General features: G+C 59.8%; 10 protein-coding genes, 2 tRNA genes and 1 pseudogene. 4 read left to right on the top strand and 9 right to left on the bottom strand.

The genetic code is table 11. The features are described from left to right. Positions 1 to 65 precede the first annotated feature (65 nt). Together DENOEST_RS03715 and DENOEST_RS03710 are read left to right on the top strand one after the other, a co-directional pair. Positions 66 to 142 (top strand) — tRNA-Pro (locus DENOEST_RS03715). A 27-nt stretch (positions 143 to 169) separates the two neighbouring features. Next, positions 170 to 246, top strand: a tRNA-Arg gene (locus DENOEST_RS03710). A gap of 220 nt (positions 247 to 466) precedes the next feature. Here the strand turns inward: DENOEST_RS03710 and DENOEST_RS03705 are convergent. The 3 genes from DENOEST_RS03705 to DENOEST_RS03695 form a co-directional block, all read right to left on the bottom strand. Beyond that, the gene (locus tag DENOEST_RS03705; protein WP_145770059.1) at positions 467 to 1,387 is read right to left on the bottom strand and encodes a TIGR03619 family F420-dependent LLM class oxidoreductase; all 921 of its coding nucleotides are present in this window, start codon (positions 1,385 to 1,387) and stop codon (positions 467 to 469) included. A 91-nt stretch (positions 1,388 to 1,478) separates the two neighbouring features. Next, entirely contained in the window at positions 1,479 to 3,398 is a 1,920-nt protein-coding gene (locus DENOEST_RS03700) for a pyrroloquinoline quinone-dependent dehydrogenase (protein ID WP_170228139.1), read from the bottom strand. 179 nt (positions 3,399 to 3,577) lie between these two features. Further along, a complete protein-coding gene (locus DENOEST_RS03695; protein ID WP_170228138.1) occupies positions 3,578 to 5,335 on the bottom strand; it encodes an oxidoreductase in 1,758 nt (585 codons plus the stop codon). Between DENOEST_RS03695 and DENOEST_RS03690 the strand changes: the two genes are divergently transcribed. After that, the gene (locus tag DENOEST_RS03690) at positions 5,225 to 7,408 is read left to right on the top strand and encodes an MFS transporter (protein ID WP_269475900.1); all 2,184 of its coding nucleotides are present in this window, start codon (positions 5,225 to 5,227) and stop codon (positions 7,406 to 7,408) included. The genes DENOEST_RS03695 and DENOEST_RS03690 overlap by 111 nt on opposite strands. Before the next feature lie 190 nt (positions 7,409 to 7,598). Here DENOEST_RS03690 and DENOEST_RS03685 read toward each other — a convergent pair. The 3 genes and pseudogenes from DENOEST_RS03685 to DENOEST_RS03675 form a co-directional block, all read right to left on the bottom strand. Beyond that, positions 7,599 to 9,139: pseudogene (locus tag DENOEST_RS03685) on the bottom strand (acyl-CoA synthetase). A gap of 101 nt (positions 9,140 to 9,240) precedes the next feature. Then, positions 9,241 to 10,980 (bottom strand): thiamine pyrophosphate-binding protein, encoded by a 1,740-nt coding sequence (locus DENOEST_RS03680; RefSeq protein WP_145770055.1) that lies wholly within the window; start codon positions 10,978 to 10,980, stop codon positions 9,241 to 9,243. Between the two features lie 69 nt (positions 10,981 to 11,049). After that, positions 11,050 to 12,021 (bottom strand): zinc-dependent alcohol dehydrogenase, encoded by a 972-nt coding sequence (locus DENOEST_RS03675; RefSeq protein WP_197970507.1) that lies wholly within the window; start codon positions 12,019 to 12,021, stop codon positions 11,050 to 11,052. 206 nt (positions 12,022 to 12,227) lie between these two features. Here DENOEST_RS03675 and DENOEST_RS03670 point away from each other — a divergent pair, with 206 nt between their 5' ends. After that, positions 12,228 to 12,950: a TetR/AcrR family transcriptional regulator gene (locus DENOEST_RS03670; RefSeq protein WP_145770053.1), complete on the top strand. Its 723-nt coding sequence runs from the start codon at positions 12,228 to 12,230 to the stop codon at positions 12,948 to 12,950. 44 nt (positions 12,951 to 12,994) lie between these two features. Here DENOEST_RS03670 and DENOEST_RS03665 read toward each other — a convergent pair whose 3' ends face one another. From DENOEST_RS03665 to DENOEST_RS03655, 3 genes are all read right to left on the bottom strand, one after another. Beyond that, entirely contained in the window at positions 12,995 to 14,107 is a 1,113-nt protein-coding gene (locus tag DENOEST_RS03665; RefSeq protein ID WP_197970506.1) for a DUF1214 domain-containing protein, read from the bottom strand. 198 nt (positions 14,108 to 14,305) lie between these two features. Further along, positions 14,306 to 15,400 carry a phosphotransferase family protein gene (locus DENOEST_RS03660; protein WP_170228136.1) on the bottom strand — a complete coding sequence of 365 codons (1,095 nt, stop codon included), beginning with the start codon at positions 15,398 to 15,400 and terminating at the stop codon, positions 14,306 to 14,308. Between the two features lie 38 nt (positions 15,401 to 15,438). Further along, positions 15,439 to 16,548 carry a hypothetical protein gene (locus tag DENOEST_RS03655; protein WP_197970505.1) on the bottom strand — a complete coding sequence of 370 codons (1,110 nt, stop codon included), beginning with the start codon at positions 16,546 to 16,548 and terminating at the stop codon, positions 15,439 to 15,441. Between the last annotated feature and the right edge of the window lie 33 nt (positions 16,549 to 16,581).

The following is a 16,581-nucleotide window of genomic DNA, read 5'->3' as shown; positions in this document are numbered from 1 at the left end:
TGATCGGGTATGGCAGCAAGGCAAATTTGACCAGCGGACAGCTGACCTATAGAATCCGTCCGCTTCGGGGTGTAGCGCAGTCCGGTAGCGCGCTTGCTTTGGGAGCAAGATGTCGGGGGTTCGAATCCCTCCACCCCGACCAGGACACTGCGCTCATCCCCATCACGAACCGCCCGTAGCTCAACCGGATAGAGCACCGGCCTTCTAAGCCGGGGGTTAGGGGTTCGATTCCCTTCGGGCGGACCAATAAAATCAACAAGCTAGCAAGCCCTCCCCCGTCAAAACATTAGGGTCTGTGGACATTATGCGAGCCAAATTGTAAGTGTGCGCCCATTTTGGCATCGTTTTGCGCGGCTTTTGGCATAGTATCCGACCGCCGGGCATGCGTTACTGGCGCCCTCTACTTGCCACCCCCCTTCAGCCTCAACGGAATACGTTGATGCTTCAGTAGTGGTGAATATGATTGTTAGCGAAATTGTGGAATGATTTCCCTATCAAACCACTCGATCCATTCCAGGCACTGCTCGAAGGTCTCCACCTTGGGCGGACGCACCTGAACGGAGGTGGCACCGGCCTTTTTCAGTCCCTCGATCTCCCGCAGCACGCCGTCCCGATCACCCGCAATATTGGTCTCGCCATAGGCGACATGATGATCGTCCTGGGCATAGGCCGTGGTGGTCACCAGGATCTCGAAGCGATCCGCCTTCTCCTGATATTCAGGCAGGCTCTTCATGTACTGGATGCACTCGGGCAGGTTCTCCGCCGTCACCAGCCAGGGGATCCAGCCGTCGCCCAGTTGGGCAGCGCGCCGCATCGCGGGCTTGGAATTGCCGCCGATGAAGATCGGGGGATGGGGCTTCTGCACCGGCTTGGGCTCGATCACCACGTCCTTGAACTTGACGAACTCGCCGTCGAAGGCCGGCGTATCCGAAGTCCAGGCCTGCTTCAACACCTGGATGTATTCGTCGGTGATCTTGCCCCGCTGCTCGAAAGGCACGTTCAGCGCCTCGAATTCCTTCTCCAGGTGGCCCACGGCCGTCCCCAGGGTGAAGCGGCCGCCGGCAATGAATTCCATGGTGGCGATCTGCTTGGCCAGCAGCAGGGGATGGCGATAGGGCAGCGCCAGGATGTAGGTCATCATGTGGATGCGCTGGGTGGCGCCCATCAGCACGGCCGCCGCCGAAATCCCCTCGACGAAGCGGGTGCCCATGTGCTGAACCATGTCGTTGGGCATCATCACGTGCTCGGGAATGGTCAGCCAGTCCCAGGTCAGGCTATCGGCCTTCTGGGCAAAGCGCAAAATCTCGGCGCTGCCGGATTTCGGCTCCCAAGGCGCCATTGCGGGCGGGTAGTTGTCCATCCCGGAAGCTGCCAGTGCGAATTTCATTTATATCTCCACAAGCGGTAAAGGAATGTTGCGTTCAGAAAGACGGGGATGCGGAACGCTGATCATCCTCAGCGGGCTCCCCGACGTTGACCTACTTGGCGGCATTTCTCTTGTGTTTGGGGGCAATGGCGAATGCAACTATGTAATCGCCCAGGGTTGAACCCAGATGCGCATGGCCACCAGCAGCAATGACCACGTATTGCCTGCCATTCCTGTCCAAATATGTCATTGGTGTCGCCTGCCCGCCTGCGGGTAGGCGAGCACGCCATATCTCGTCACCGCTTTCCACGGAAAACGCTCTGAGGTAATCGTCAGCGGCTGCGCCAATGAATACCAGCCCCCCTCCCGTTATGAGCGATCCTCCAGCATTGGGCACCCCCCAATTCAAGGGAATTGGCAGAGGCGCCAAATCTCTTGTAGTTCCCAGGGGGCGCTCCCAGAGTACGGTCCTCTTGTCCAGGTCAATGGCTGTCAGGACACCCCAGGGGGGGCGGGTACAAGGTATGCCGAGAGGCGAAAGAAAGGGTCTGGCGTCGGCCATGTAAGGCGTGCCTTCCGATGGTGAGTGGGCGAACTCTCCCGCCGCAATGCGGCGATTCATTTCCTCCCGGGGAATCATGGTTACTACCGAGGCAATGCGATTGGTGTTGGCGATGAGTATTCCGCGCCGGGGATCAATGGCCACGCTGCCCCAGTTGCTCGCACCCAGGTTACTGGGGTAATTCACTGTTCCTTGCAAGGAAGGCGGCGTGAACAATCCTTCATGGCGGTGCTTCTTGAATTCAGTACGGCACCAGGCCCGATCGAAGGGCGTCAGGCCCCACATGTCGTCTTCGCTGAGGCGTAGCGGGTGCAGGGCCGGCATTTCCACCGAGAAGGGCTGGGTCGCGGAGGCACGGTCACCGGGCACCGTGCCCCGGGGCACGGGCCGTTCCTCGACCCGGTAGATGGGCTTGCCGTCACGCCGGTCGAGGACGAAAACCTGTCCTTGCTTGGTGGCCTGAACCAGGGCGGGTACCGGGCTACCGGCAACATTCATGTCCACCAGCACCGGCTGGGACGCCACGTCGTAGTCCCAGATATCGTGGTGCACCGTCTGGAACACCCAGCGAGTCTTGCCGGTGGCAACCTCGATGGCCACCACGGCGCTGGCGTGACTGTCCTCGGCCGGGGTGCGATGGCCGCCAAAATAGTCCGGGGAGCGGTTGCCCGTCGGCACGAAAACCAGGCCCAGAGCGGGATCGGCTGAGAACACGCCCCAGGCGTTGGGAGAGCCCCGACCGTAGGGCTGCCCGGCCGGAACGGGATTCTGCTCCCGGGCGGAATCCCAGGCCCAGCGCAGTTGACCAGTAATGACATCGTAGGCCCGAACCACTCCCGAGGGCACATCGACGGACTGATTGTCCAGCACCAGACCCCCGACGATGGCGACGCCGCCGACCACGTTGGGCGGCGAGGTGATGCTGAAGAAACCGGGCTTGATCGGCTCCTGGCCTCCCCTCAACGAGACCTGTCCATTACGGCCGAAGTCGGCGCAGGGCTTGCCGTCATCGGCGTCGAGAGCCAGCAATCGGCCATCGATGGTGCCCGCCAGTATCCGCCGGGTGCAATGCCCTGCCTGTACTTCCTGGCGATGATAGGAAACACCACGACAGGTGACCAGATAGTGGCCCCGGGTATCGGTCTCGGGATTGAAGCGCCAGCGCTCCCTGCCGGTCTCCGCATCCAGGGAAATCACCACATTGGTGGGGGTGCAGAAATACAGGGAATCGTCGATCTTGAGAGGGGTCGCCTCGAAGGCTGGAAGATTGCTGGGTTCCCGCTTCTGTGCGGGACCGTCGCCGGTGCGGTACTGCCAGACCGCCTGGAGTTCACCGACATTCCCGCCATGAATCTGCGTCAGGGGGGAATAACGACGCCCAGACAGATCACCACCGTAGGCGCTCCAGTCAGGGGAGCTCCCATCCGCCGCGACCGGCGCCGTTCCCTTCCATTGACCCAGGGATGGCATCCGAAACAGCCCCAAGGCCCCCAGGGCAACAATGACGACAATGGCAAGGATCCATTTCAGGCAACGCGCTGATGAATGGCAGTGGAACATAGGCTTTACCGGGCTTGGAAAACTGCTGACGCACTCCTGTCCGTCGTCATTCCGGCCAATGCCGGAATGATGAATTGATCTGTGAAATCCTAGATTTCACGGGCCACGGCATGGCCGTTGCGGATGGCGCCCTCGATGTATCCAATGGACTGGCAGTCGCCGACGGTCTTGACGTTGAACCCGGCCTTGCGGATGCTGTCGGCGAAGCTCATGTCTGCTTCCGCGCCGGCGGCCAGAATGATGTGATCAGCGGGAATGGAGCGTTCCTGTCCTCCCTTGCCGACATAGCGGACGCGATCCGGTTCGATGACGACGTCCTTGACGTTGGCGATCCGGGCAACCCCGAGCCGGTCGCATTCGTAAAAGGCACGCCAGCGCCGAACCAGCATCAACTGGGTGCCAAACAAGCCGCTCTCCTCCAGCACTGTGACATTGCGCCCGCGCTCGGCCAGGAACTCGGCCAGCTCGATGCCGACCAGTCCGCCACCGTAGATGACGATGTTCCTGCCGAAGGGCAGCCAATAGTGGCTGGCTTTCTCCACCAGCTTGGGTGAGCGGGTCACGCCCAGCATCCGGCCGATGCCGACGAGTACCTTGGCCAGGGGCGACAGGCCTCCCGGAGCGGGGCCGCTGCCGGCCCCCATCATCGCCCGCATGGAATCACCGGTCAGCACATGGGGCAGGTCGGCCCCCTGGATGGGCAGGGAATCCCGCCGCGCCCCGGTGGCAACCACCACCACATCCGGATTGTGCCGGCGTATCCAGGCCTCGTCGGCGCGGGTATTGAGATGCACCTTGACCGGCAGGTCACGCAATGACTGCTCCAGATAGGAAACCAGCCGCCCGTTGGGGGGATAACTGATGGCGGAGAACAGCACGGTGCCGCCCAGGCTGGAGCCCTGCTCACAGAGAGTCACGTCATGGCCCCGCAGGGCCGCCACCCGAGCCGTCTCCATGCCCCCCGGGCCACCACCGACGACCAGCACCCGCCGGGGCTTGTCGGTGGCTATCACGGCGCATTCGCGTTCGAAGGCCGTCGTCGCATTCACCGCGCAACGGACATGGCTGCCCACAAAAATCTGGCTGATGCAGGTATAGCAGTAGATGCATGGGCGGATGGTCTCCGGCCGCCCATGCATCAGCTTGTTGGGCAGGTCAGGGTCAGCCAGCAGCTTGCGCCCCATGTTGATGAAATCCACCTTCCCTTCCAGTAGCAACTCATTGGCAATCTCCGGTTCGATACGGCCGGCGGTGATCACGGGAATGTTCACCGCCTGCTTGATCGCCGCCGCATAGGGCACGAACTTGCAGGGGATATGGGTGGCATGAGCTTCCGAGAATCCCACTCCCCGGTTGGGATCGGCGTAGGAGCTGACATTGATGGCATCGACCCCGGCCGCTTCGGCCAGCCGGGCAGCAGCGCAAGCATCGAGGCTGGTGATGCCCTCGTTCTTGAGGAACTCAACGCCGTCGAGACGAATCCAGACCGGATAGTCACGGCCCACCCGCGCCCGGATCGCCTGTATCACCTCCACCAGCAAGCGGGCACGGTTTTCCAGGCTACCGCCATAGCGGTCGGTGCGGTGATTGGTGGATGGAGACAGAAAATTGGAAATCAGGTAGCCATGGGCCGCATGCAGTTCCACTGCGTCGATGCCAGCCTTCCTGGCCCGCTCGGTGGCATCCGCGAACTGCTCACAGACCCAGGCCAGATCCTCCTCGGTGGCTTCCTTGTAATGAAGCCTGGAAGTGGGCTGCATGAAGGGCCGCCCCATCGCTGCGCCTTCCTCGGGGGTCAGGGTGGGCCCGATGTCACCTTCGCCCTTGTCCTCAGGGATGGACGGCACCAGGAGTGGCCGGCCAGTGCTGTTGCCAATGCGAGCAGTTCCTGGGCCTATGGATGGGTGCGATCAGTGATCGGCGCCAAGTGGACGTTCAGGACGGGCTTGTTCCTGATGGCGGTTGGATACATTTTCATTAGCTGCACCAGCGGTGCACCCTTTACCGCAGTCGGCTCGGCAATCGCCGGCGTGGGTAGCGGTGTACTCCTGCCCCATTTGTTGTATCTCTTGCTCGATCATGCTCCGGAGAAAATGCGGGCACGGGCCGGGGGCTTGTTTTATTCCGCCGTCTATCTGGGTGACTTCCTCAACCCCGTGGTGGTCGCTCCGATCCGTTATATCGTAGGCATCCATGGAGTATTCCTTGTTATGGGCATCCTGGTGGCCTTGGGACTGATTTGGGAGTTTTTTCTCTTCAGCAAGCCAAAGACCGGAATTGGGCCTTACCGTCGGGGACTGATTTTCAGACAGACTCCACTCTATAAGAAGTACTTGCAGCCCATAGACGTGATCCATATGCTTTACCAGGATGTCTATCACGATGAGGATGTCGTTATACGCGTACCGCTGAACGATCAGATTCATGACGACTACGATTCGGCCTATGCATACCTTAAGGCCGCAGTGGGAGAAACCACGTCAGACGGCAAGGTTCGCGCCTATCTTGAAAGCGCAGGAGAAATGGTCCGTTACCTTAACAACAAAACCTCTACTCGTTATCAGGCCTGTCTGATGTATCCGGACTATTACCAAGAGATGCCCGGTGCGGCCCCCGGCGGGAGAAGCATGGAACCACTTCCCTTTGATGCAGAGCGACTAGGCAACGAGTTAAGCCATTTGCGGGATCCTCATCCCTGCCTGACCCTGATGGGCAAGAGCATGACAGTCTCCGAATCCGTAACATTGGCCACCAAAGGGTCTGGCTGGTTATGGGTAACACTCAAAACCCTGGGGCGCTACTATCTTGATTTCCCCTGGCGCCTGAAGACTCGTCGGGATCGACGGCTATGTTTAGGTAATGCCCTGATCGGCTCGCTTCGCCATTCCATGCTGATGCGTGACATCCCCCTTTGGCTCAATTGTCCAATGGTGTCCCTTGTTCAAGAAGATGGTCAGGTCAAAGGAGTCGTTGCAAGTCGCGAAGGAAAGCAAATCACAATCCATACTCACAAGGGAGTCGTGCTTGCTGCAGGCGGATTTGATCGCAATCAAGGCATGCGTGATCAGTATCTACCGCAACCAAGCCGGATGGAATGGTCATCGACTCCTCCTGATCTCAACACCGGAGATACCATCAAGGCCGCCGCGATGATTGGCGCAAAGCTGGAAAACATGGATCAGGTGTGGGGTACGCCTTCGGTACCCAATCCCCATGTGCCCCAAGGCCAGCAGCCAATTTTTTGCGAACGTGGTTTGGGCGGCTTCATTGCAGTTAACAAGCAGGGAAAGCGTTTTGTTGATGAGGCGATTTCTTATGATCGATTCCAGGCCGCCATGTGTGAAAACCATCGGGATACCGGTGGCTGCATCCCTGCATGGATTATTTTTGACGCCCGGTTTCGCATGGACTCTCCCATGGGACCGTTCTTACCTGCAATAGTATTTCCGGATGCCAAGGTACCCAATGCATGGCGCGGAGACATTTTCTTCAAGAGCGATACCCTTGAGGGCCTGGCTGCTCAGATAGGAATTGATCCCTTGGGCTTGGCAGACTCCATACGCAGGAATAACGAATATGCCAGGAGCGGAGTAGACCCTGATTTTGGTCGGGGAAACAATCTCCATGATCGCTACTGGTCCAATAAGCGTGTTAAGCCCAATCCTTGCCTGATTCCAATTGAAAAAGGACCGTTTTACGCCATCAAGGTAATGCCCAGCGATACTGGGACAAAAGGCGGGCCATCCATTACGGATGATGCTCAGGTAATCAGTATCACCGGAGAGCCAATTTCAGGCCTTTACTGCATTGGCAATAATTCATCTGCTGCCCTGGGGCGAGCCTATGCGGGAGCCGGCGGCACCATAGGGCCCAGCTTGGTATTTGGATACCGTGCCGCTAACCATCTGGGACGATCTTGAAAAGCCACCAGTCAGATACATTCACGTTTTTTCAATTCATGAATGTCAATAAATCGCTTAACACTGATTAAGTCCGTTTCACCGGGAAATGAAGTTCACCCCGGAACTGATCCAGGATCGGTACCCGCTTGGTCATTTTCCTGGATTCCGGCGTTCGCCGGAATGACGCATTGGGGACTGCTCAGCACTTTCACGAATTTCCGTACAGTGCCCTCAATTCACGCTTTAATATTTTTCCACTGGCATTCCTGGGCAGGGAATCGACAAAGATAATGTGCTTGGGTGTTTTAAAACCAGCGAGGTGCTTTCGGCAGAACCCGGTGAGTTCTTCCGCTGTCAAGGCCGCGCCTTCCCGCAGAACGACCGCAGCAGTAACAACCTCGATCCAGCGAGGATCGGCAATACCGAAGACGGCCACCTCTGCGACCGCGGGGTGTTGGTAGATTGTTTCTTCCACCTCGCGGCTAGCCACATTCTCGCCGCCGCTCTTGATCATGTCTTTCTTGCGGTCCACTACCCGAAGATAGCCCTCCGCATCCATCGTGCCCAGATCGCCGCTGTGGAACCAGCCGTTGCGGAATGCCTCGGCGGTTTTCTCCGGATCGTTCCAGTAGCCCAGCATGACATGGGGGCCACGATGGACGATTTCACCCACCTGGCCCGGCGGTAGCATCCGGTCGTCATCGTCCATGATCTGCGTCTCCACGTTCAGGCAAGGCCGCCCCGCCGACCCCAGCTTGCGCAGCTGGTCGTCCGGCTTGAGTACGGTGGCAACCGGCGACATCTCGGTCTGGCCGTAGAAGTTGTACAGGGCCATGCCGGGCAGGCGCTCGGCCAATTCCTTGATGATCTCCATCGGCATGATCGAGGCGCCGAAGTAACCCTTGCGCAGTGTCGACAGGTTGCATCGGTCGAAATCCGGGTGCCGCAACAGCGAGATCCATACCGTGGGCGGACAGAAGAGCTTGGTGGCCCCTTCCCGCTCGACCGCTTCCAGGATGGCGGCGGGATTGGCCCCGGGCAGCAGGATGCTGGTCGCGCCCAGATAGAGATCGGGCATCAGGAAGCAGTGCATCTGGGCGCAGTGGAACAGGGGCAGCGCATGCACCTCGATATCATCGCTGTCCATGTCGCCGTCAGCAATGCAGCTGCTGTACTGGGCCAGCAGGTTGCGCGAGGACAACGTGGCCCCCTTTGGACGCGACTCGGTGCCGCTCGTGTAGAGGATCTGGATCGGCTCGTCGTCACCAACGGGTACCTCGGGACGGCAGTTGTCATTGTGTCGCAGCCAACCGGCCGTGTCTTCCCAGCCGGCAGGAATGGCCACCCCCTGCTCGACGATCACGCCGCGTACTGGCACCGGCCGGTCACTCATTCGAAGCGCTTCCTCGGCCACTGGCAGCAGCACGTCTTCGACGATCAATCCTTTCGCCTCGGCGTGACCCAGGATGTAGCTGACTTCGACTGCGGTGAGCATGAAGTTGACCGGCACCAGGATCGCGCCCAGCCGCGCCAGGGCGAGATGCAACACCACGAAGGATTGTTGTGGGACAGCAACGCGACCCGCTCGTCCTTGCACACGCCGCGCAGGGCGAGTGCGTTGGCGACACGGTTCACCGTTTCGTCTAGTTCGGCGAAGGACTGGCGCAATTCCTTGTAGACGATGGCGGTTTTATGCGGCGTGCGCGCCGCGCTGCGCCACAGGAGATCGCCCAGTCCGTTGCGCCGCATACGGTCGATCTGTGCTTGTAGATGGGGAGGGAAGTGGATGTCCATGTACGCCTTATGCCGTGGTTCGGCAAGGCCCGAATAGAACAGCGCGTACCTGCGCCTCAATCGACATAGACGGATTTGTCGGCATGCCAGCGGGTCCACAAATGGGTATGGGGCATCTGGTAGGCATTGACCTGACGGTCGATCACCACCTGGACCAGGGCCGGCTTGCCCGATTCGAAGGCACGCCGGACGGCGGGCTCGATCTGCTCGGGCCGATCGCAGAATTCGCCATGGGCTCCAATGGTTTTGGCCATTTCGTCGAGTCGGATGAACTCATGGTCCACCTCGAAGGTGCGGCCGCAGACATGCATGTAGTAAGGCACTTCCAGGGACCAGCCGGCATCGTAGGCGACGATGATAACCACGGGCAATTGATAGCGCACTGCGGTCTCCAGTTCCATGGCGAAGAAACCGAAGGCGCCGTCACCGGTAATCAGGCAGACACGGCGTCCGTCTTCCTTGGCCTTGAGGGCCGCTGCGTTGGCATAGGGCAGGCCGGTGCCGAGCATGCCCTGCTTCATGGACATCAGGTTCTCGCTCAGGTTGTGATTCAGGAAATGCATCTGCCAGATGCTGTTGGCACCGCCATCGCGCACCATGATCACATCATCCGGCAGCGCTTTCTGCACCTCGACCATCATCTTGCCGGGATGCACGGGGGAGGAGTCGGTTACGGTCTCGTACAGTTCGGCATAGTACTTGGCCCGCTGGGCCTGCATGCCGGCCACCTGGCTGGCGTTGGCCAGCTTGCCATGCCGCTGGAGCTTCCCGGTCAGGCGCGGCAGGGCGAAGCGCATGTCGCCGAGCAGGGCCAGGTCGATGGGACGATTGCGACCAATGGTCAGGGGATCCTGGTCCAGATGGATCCAAGTCTGGCTGCCGGGTGCGCCGAAATAGTTGGGGAAGCCCTTCTGGGTGGGGGCAAAGGCATGGCCGCCGAAGGCCAGCTTTTCGCCGATGGAGGAGCCGACGACGAAGATCACGTCGGCCTCCCGGGCGATGTCGATGGCGGGGCCGCAGCCATGCTCGAACAACTGGGGATGGGTATGGGGCAGCACGCCGCGTCCACTGATGCTGAGGATCACCGGGCAGCCGGCAGCTTCGGCAAAGGCGGAGAAAGCTGCCTGGGCGCGGGCGTTGCGCACACCGGCGCCACCAATGATCAGCGGCCGCTTGGCCTGGGTCAACAATGCCAGGGCCTTGTCCAGCTCACTGTCGGGGAAGGTGTCGACGAAATTCGCTGGCCGGTATTTCTGCGGGGGCAGCACGTCGCGGAACTCATGCTCCTCCAGCAGCATGTCGAAGGGCAGACCGATGTAGACCGGCCCTGGTGTGCCGCTGCGCATCTGACGGAAAGCCTCGTGGAAGATATCGTCGGCCTGGCTCGCGTCCTCGACGATGGCGGCGTATTTGGTGATCGGCTTCACCACGTCCAGGTTGGGCGGCGCCTGAAAGCGCGACTGGCGCGGCGAGTTGCGGCCCATCAGGGTGCGCTCGGAGCCGAGGTAAAGAATGGGCAGGTGCTCTTCCCAGGAGTTGGCGATCGCGGTGTAGAGATTCATGGAACCGGGACCCACCGAGCCGCCGACCACGCCGATCTGGCCGGTGAGCTGGGAATAGGCCTCTGCCATGTAGCCAGCCACCGTCTCGTGGTGGGGTGCGATCAGCGGCACCCCCTGCTTGTCCAGGGCGTCATGGAGTTTGCCGAAGGTGACCTCCGGCAGGGAAAAGAATTTGTCGACACCTTCAGCGACGAGCAGGTCGGCGATATGTTCGCCTAGGGTTTTCCTGGTCATGTTTGTTCCTTTGCATGAGCTGTTTACGGGACATTGGGCAGCACCATCACGACGCTGCCCAGGCTATGTTCAGTCGGCGTTGGGTTTCAGCATGACCTTGATCGCAACCCCGTTAGCCTGGGTTTCGAAGGCCTGCTGTACCTGTTCCAGGGGGAATTCGTTGGAGATGAGCTTGCGGCGATCCACCTTGCCCGAGGCCATCAACTGCAACGCTTCCGCCAGTTCCTCGGCGGCATAGCCCATGGAGCCACGGATGGTCGGCTGCTTGTTGATGACCGGCATGAAATCGATGGGGAACTTGCCTTCGTAAGCGCCGAAACAAACGATGCGACCGCCGGCCGGGCGGAGCATGTCCAGGGCGAGTTGCAGAGGAGGATCGCCCTTCATGTGCTTGATGTAGCCGGCGCAGTCGATGACCACCGCCACGTCGGGAAAGTCAGTCGGAGGAACCAGCATGTGGGCGGTCTGGGTGCCGCAGATCGCCGCAACCGTTTTCAGCACGTCTTCCCGCGCCGGGTTGATGGTGTGGGTGGCACCGACTTCCTTCGCCATGGCCAGGCGCGAGTCCGAGACGTCGATGGCGATGATCCGCCCGGCTGGCGCCGTGCGCGCCTTGAGGGCCTGGATCACCCCCAGGCCGATGATGCCGACGCCGAACACCACCACGTTCTCGCCGGCCTGGACCTCGGCCAGACGCACCATTTGCAAGGCGTCTGCCAGGGGTTCGGTGGTAGCCGCCTCAACGAAGGAAACGCCATCGGGCATGGCCACGAGCTGGTAGGGATTGACCGGCACCGGCACATACTGGGCCATGCCACCCATGCCCACGCCCACCGCCTTTTGGCCCACCTGGAAATCGGTGACGCCATCGCCCACCGCCATGATGGTGCCGGCGAACTCATGCCCGGGAATCTCCAAGCCGTTGACTACCCTGTTCAGTCCTGCACGATGGGCGTTGGTCCGGTACATGGCCAGATCGCTACCGCAAATGCCGCAGGCCTCGACCTTGATGATCACCTCGCCCGGGCCGGCCTTTGGCATGGGTATATCGCCTTGCATTGCAATCTTGCCAGGATCGGAAAATATCGCAGCTTTCATCCCGCTCTCCCAATTTGTCAGTTACCTACGGCCACATTTCACTTATTGTCACGATCGAATCCAGGGTTGGATGTGGCTACCCTGGTAAAATAAGTAGCAATTAAAATAAATGCTATAAATAAATAGCGCCTGGGTCAAGGGGTCAACTGATGGTGGCTACAAAGAAAATTCAAATCTCGAATGAATCCGAAGGCAAAAGGGGCCGAGGACGGCCTTCAAAACTTTCTGAACAGATCATCATCAACGGCGCGCTCGCGCTACTGGTCAATGGAACAGTGGAGGAACTGACACTCTCACGTCTTGCTCAGAGTCTTGGCACCTCTGTCATGTCGCTCTACAACTATTTCCCCAATCGAGATGCGCTACTAGAGGCAGTCGCCAACCAAGCGTTTTCACAATTGGTATTGCCGAAGCCCGGAAAGCAATGGCAGGACAATCTGCTCGCCTGGCTATGGGCTGTTCAAAACCATTTCGATCAGTTCCCGGTCGTCACGAAAATGATGGGATGGGATAAAAGAATTCCCGCTGCGTGGATGCGTGTTACGGTTCCTGTAATAAGGGAATTAAAAGCTTTGGGTCTTCAAGGCGAGGACTTGAAGTTCGCAGTGAACTGGTTTCTGTCCAGCGCGACAGGACTCATGCTGATAGAGGGCATAGCGCCGGACTTTCGTAACTCCGCATCCTATGCTGCGCTCGGGTCTCTGACATCCGATGAACAGGATCTGTTACTCGAAGTCCGGCAATTCCCATCGCCAACCAATCGGGAAGACCTTCTTAACTATGGCTTCCAACAAATTATTGGCGGCTTGGGTCCGTTACTTAAAGGCAGGAAAATCGCCCCATCCAAAAAAGCCATAGGGAAAATGGCGTAGATTCATACAACGAAGCCATTGAACGGCTTCCTCAATCGTTAAGCTCAGGATTGTGGAACTGCATCGACCTTGACGACCCGGGTCGTCAACTCGGCCAAGCGCCCTTGGGCCCCAATCAAGCGGAACAAACAGGTGCCTTCGTGGTGGCCTGCGGTAGTCAGCCAGTTGGGCGTACCGGGGTCGCGGTGAGCGACGACGATACGCACGCTGCCATCGGGCTGGTATTGGGCACCTTTGCAATTCAAATGGATGCGGTGATAGCGGTAGTCCAGGGACTCCTGCCAGTAGTTGTTGACCTGGAAATTCCAGAAGTCGCACTCCGGCACCCGGGCATCGACGATCATGGCCTCGTCATCGGCCAGTTTCCAGTAGCCCTGGTAATAGACGATATTGGGATCGCCGCCGGCTGCCTGAAAGACGGCCTGGTCCCCCAAGGGCAGCGTGTTGAAGTGCCCTGTCTTGAAGTCCCGCGTCCAGTCACAGAACAGGGATGCCACCCGCTCGACGTAAAGGGCGGCAGACCGCAGGTTGGCAGAAAATTGTGCAGGGTCCAGGGGAGGTGCCTCTCCCACCCGGTCCAGACGCTCGATGCTCAGCACGGCGGGCTTCTCGCTGCGGCGGTCGTGAAAGGTCTGGCGCACCAGGAGCATGTGGCTTTCCGCTTCGGTGGGAAGCCAGTTGCCGCTGGCGGGCTGTTGCGGCCCGATGACGATCTCGAAACTGCCATCGGCCATGACCTGCAGGTCCTTGCCATCCAGGAAGCCGGTGCCCAGGAGGTTTGATCCCGCCCGCTCGAAGCCTCCTTTCTTGGTAGCGAAATTCAGGGTGGGCACGGTTCCCCGGCTGCCCCGCAGACGATAACGATGCTGGCCGTTGATGCGGGCGGTCATGTACAGGTTGTCCGGGTTGTCGCCGCCGATCTTGAGGGTCTCGTGGGAGGGGACGATGAATACCGGCAGGTCCGGATCGGCGGCCTCCACCATCATTTCCAGACCGCCCCGGATCAGCCGCGACAGGTAGCGCATGCCTTCCGCCTGGTCGAAGGCCGTGCGGGGCGTTTCCGGCCGCAGCAGCTGATGACCGGCCCGTTTCAGGATGTCGCAGTACTCCTCCCAAAGTTCTCCGGAAAGCAGCCCCTGTTCGATTTTCGGTTCCATGAACTCCCTTTCCATCCCTACCCGGCCACCTGGCAGGGGTATTGCAGGCATCGGCAGAGGCCGCCCCGGACCACCATGGCGCTTCCTGAATACTTGAGAGCCCAAATCTACGTGATCGACACCAGCGGCGCATCACACATATAGGTGATGTACATTGAAGTTTCTGTTCCCCAAGGGGAATGACGGGGTCAGACGCCTTCAGAGATTCAGTAGCGACTTCAGGCGAAGGCTGGCGATGTTGTTCAGGGCGAGTTCATTGGGATCTACACCGGTCGGGAGCAGCCTGGTCATTTCCGGTCGGCGGAAGATCGTCGCCATGATCAAGCCGTGTTTGAAGCCGGCCAGCACCTCGTTGAAGAACAGGTTTTTCACCTTTCTTCCGGTTTGCGCCTCATAGCGCCGGATCGTGGCCTCCTTGCCGGGATGGCCCGGCAGGGGATCGATGCCCGCTCCGCCCCAGGTTTCCCAGTCGAGGAAAAGACACCAGGCCAGATCCGCCTCCGGATCGCCGAAAAAGGCCATCTCCCAGTCCAGCACCCCGGCCACCGAGCAGTCGGCGCCATACAGCACATTGCCCACCCGGGCGTCGCCCCAGCACAAGGCCAGATATTCCGGCACATACAGGTTCCCGCGCAGCCATGCCAGGGCCGACTCCAGAACAGGGAAGGGATATCCCGCCGCCGCCTTCAGCCAGGCCAGGTAATTTTCCCAGTAGTCGAGCTGGAGTTCGGTGCCATGTCGTCCGTCCCGGGCCGTGACCAGGACATCCATGTCCAGGGACTTCCAGTCGATATTGTGAATCCTGGCCATTACATCCACCAGGCCGAACCACATTTTTTCCCGGATATCCGGCGAGGCGTCGTAATAGGGACCTGCCGTGTGATACGAAGGCATGTCTGGCAACACAGCCCCATCCAGCCGCTCCATCAGGAAGAAGGGGGTGCCGATGATCGCGGGGTCCTCTTCCAGCCACAAGGGCTCGGGCACGGGAATACTGTGGGCCTTGAGTTCCACCGGAATCCTGAACTGCTTGGCCAGGCAGTAATCCGGAAACAGGGGTTCCGACCGGGGCGGGCAGCGCAAGACCAGGCGACGTTTGCGCGGCTGGCCGTCGGGCGCCTGCCAGTCAAGATCGAAAAAACAGGTCACGTTGGAAAATCCCAGCCCGCCGCCGGGACTGCTGAAGGCCGAGATGTGGAGATTGCCGGCATCCGGCAACCGGGTTTTCAGAAAGGCCTCCAGTCCTTCCGTGATCCTGGCTTGCTCGGTTGCGGATAGGGATCTTGCAGTCATTTCGATTTCCTGTGAATTAAGACCGGTGCCACCGGGCATCAAACTGCGACATCCATGAAGTCCTTGAAGCCCGACGGCCCATGGGGGCCGACGATGAGTTGCTCCATGACGCCAACGCCTTCCCTGATCCTGCCATCGTCGTCGACCATGCGCGCCTTGCAGCAGGTTTCGACATGGTTGAAATCGAAGACAGCCTCGTTGACCTCCCGGTGGTCGAAGGTTTCATAGTGGACCGCCGAAGGTCCGTGGTACATGCCGTGGCCCCACTCCTGATGGAAATAGCCCAGACCCCGCATGTAGAACTGCATGGGCTGGAATTCCATGGTGATCTCCACCTTCGTTCCATCCTCCCGAACCATGTCGAGCACCGCATCTGAAGCATGCCGAGTGCCTGGTTTGAATCGAGGAGTGACCTTACCGGAGGCGACCGTGACTGCCTCGCCGCCGCCCACTGGCGCGATCACCCCGTGGCTGTGCCAGACCTTGCCCTGAGCATCCTCGAAGGTGCCGTAGCAAATGCCGAGATCTTCAAAGTTGAGCTGCGCCCAGAGGAAACAGGTCTGGAAATCCACGGGAGGAATGATGAGTTGGGTGTCGTGGGCGCCGACGCCGCGCACCCCCCAGGAACGATCGCGGGTGCCCAGAAAACGGTCAGGCGTCACCTCGATGCGCCGGCCCTTGATCTCCAGCCAGCCGCTGTAGGAACCGAGCTGGGTCAGTCGGGTGCAATCCATGATGACCCTCGCCCCGTGGCGCATGCTTTGGCGAGGTTCCTCGATGGCCTCGATACGGGCATGGAAGCTCAGGTCACCACGGATGCCGTGCTCGTTATCCTCGATCAGGATGCGCAGGGTCTTCAGGGGTTCGACGATTTCCAGGCGGATCGGCCCGGTCCAGAGATCCATCCGCTCGAAACCCAGCACGCGACTGGCATGGAGATTGTGCTGCACCCCCTGCCAAGTGACGCAGAAGGAGGCGTCGATCAGGTTGGCGCAGGGATAGATGCCCATCCCCATGGCAAAGAACAGGTCGAACTCCCTGGAATAACCGTTGAAGAAATACCGCTCGTAGAAGCGCCGGTCATGGCCCGCGTACATCACGGGTTCGGGGGTTTGATGCAGGGGATAGTCGTCGCCTTTGGTCAGCATGATCCTGTTCTCGATTGGGATATTAAAAATCCA

The organism is Denitratisoma oestradiolicum (assembly GCF_902813185.1).
Lineage (GTDB): Bacteria > Pseudomonadota > Gammaproteobacteria > Burkholderiales > Rhodocyclaceae > Denitratisoma > Denitratisoma oestradiolicum.
This window is presented reverse-complemented; position numbering and strand designations above follow the sequence as displayed.